We start from the raw sequence: 791 nt of genomic DNA on the forward strand, positions 1-791 counted from the left end.
TCGGCTCGCATATGAGGGGCCATGGCCCAGCCCACGATCTTGCGCGAGAAAAGGTCCATGACCACCGCCAGGTACACCCAGCCGCCGCGTGTGCGGATATAAGTAATGTCTGCGACCCAGGATTGATTGATCGCGCCAGGGTTGAACTGGCGATTTAGAAGGTTTTCAGCCACCGGCAAGTTGTGATTGCTGTTGGTTGTGTGAACGAACTTACGCTTCCAGACCGGGCGCAGACCTTGTTGTTTCATAAGGCTGCGCACCTTGAAGCGACCAATCGACAGGCCTTCTTTACGCAAGGCGCTCACCACACGACGACTACCATAGCAACGCTCCGACGCTTCAAAGGCTGTCTTGATCCTGGCCGCTGCCGGACAGGCGGGCTTGGGTTTCAAACGACGCTGTTGGGCCTCATAAAGACCGGAGCGACTGATCCGCAATACCCGACAGAGACGAGCCACCGGGTAGGCCTTACGTTGTAATTGGTGAACCAGTTGATGGATCACTTCAATTCGCGGGCAAAGAAGGCCGTAGCTTTTTTTAGGATGTCATTATCCATTTTCAGCTCACGAATCTGCTGCTCCAGTTGGCGAATACGCTGTTGCTCGCTGGTCAACGGGTTGCCAATTCCCGGGCCACCCAACAGCTCGGCCTTGTATTGCTCAACCCAGCGACGCACTGCCGTATCGCTCAGGTTCATATCAAGGCAGACAGAGTTCACACTCTGGCCTTGATCGACGATGAGCTTGCAAACATCAAGCTTGAAGGCGGCATCGAATTTTCTGTATTTCTTG

At 54.4% G+C, this 791-nt stretch carries 1 pseudogene; it reads right to left on the reverse strand.

What is annotated here, in order from left to right:
• A pseudogene (locus RX972_RS29030) lies at positions 1-791 on the reverse strand (IS3 family transposase); the annotation flags it as partial.

This window comes from Pseudomonas syringae group sp. J309-1 (assembly GCF_032582135.1).
Taxonomy (GTDB): domain Bacteria; phylum Pseudomonadota; class Gammaproteobacteria; order Pseudomonadales; family Pseudomonadaceae; genus Aquipseudomonas; species Aquipseudomonas quasicaspiana.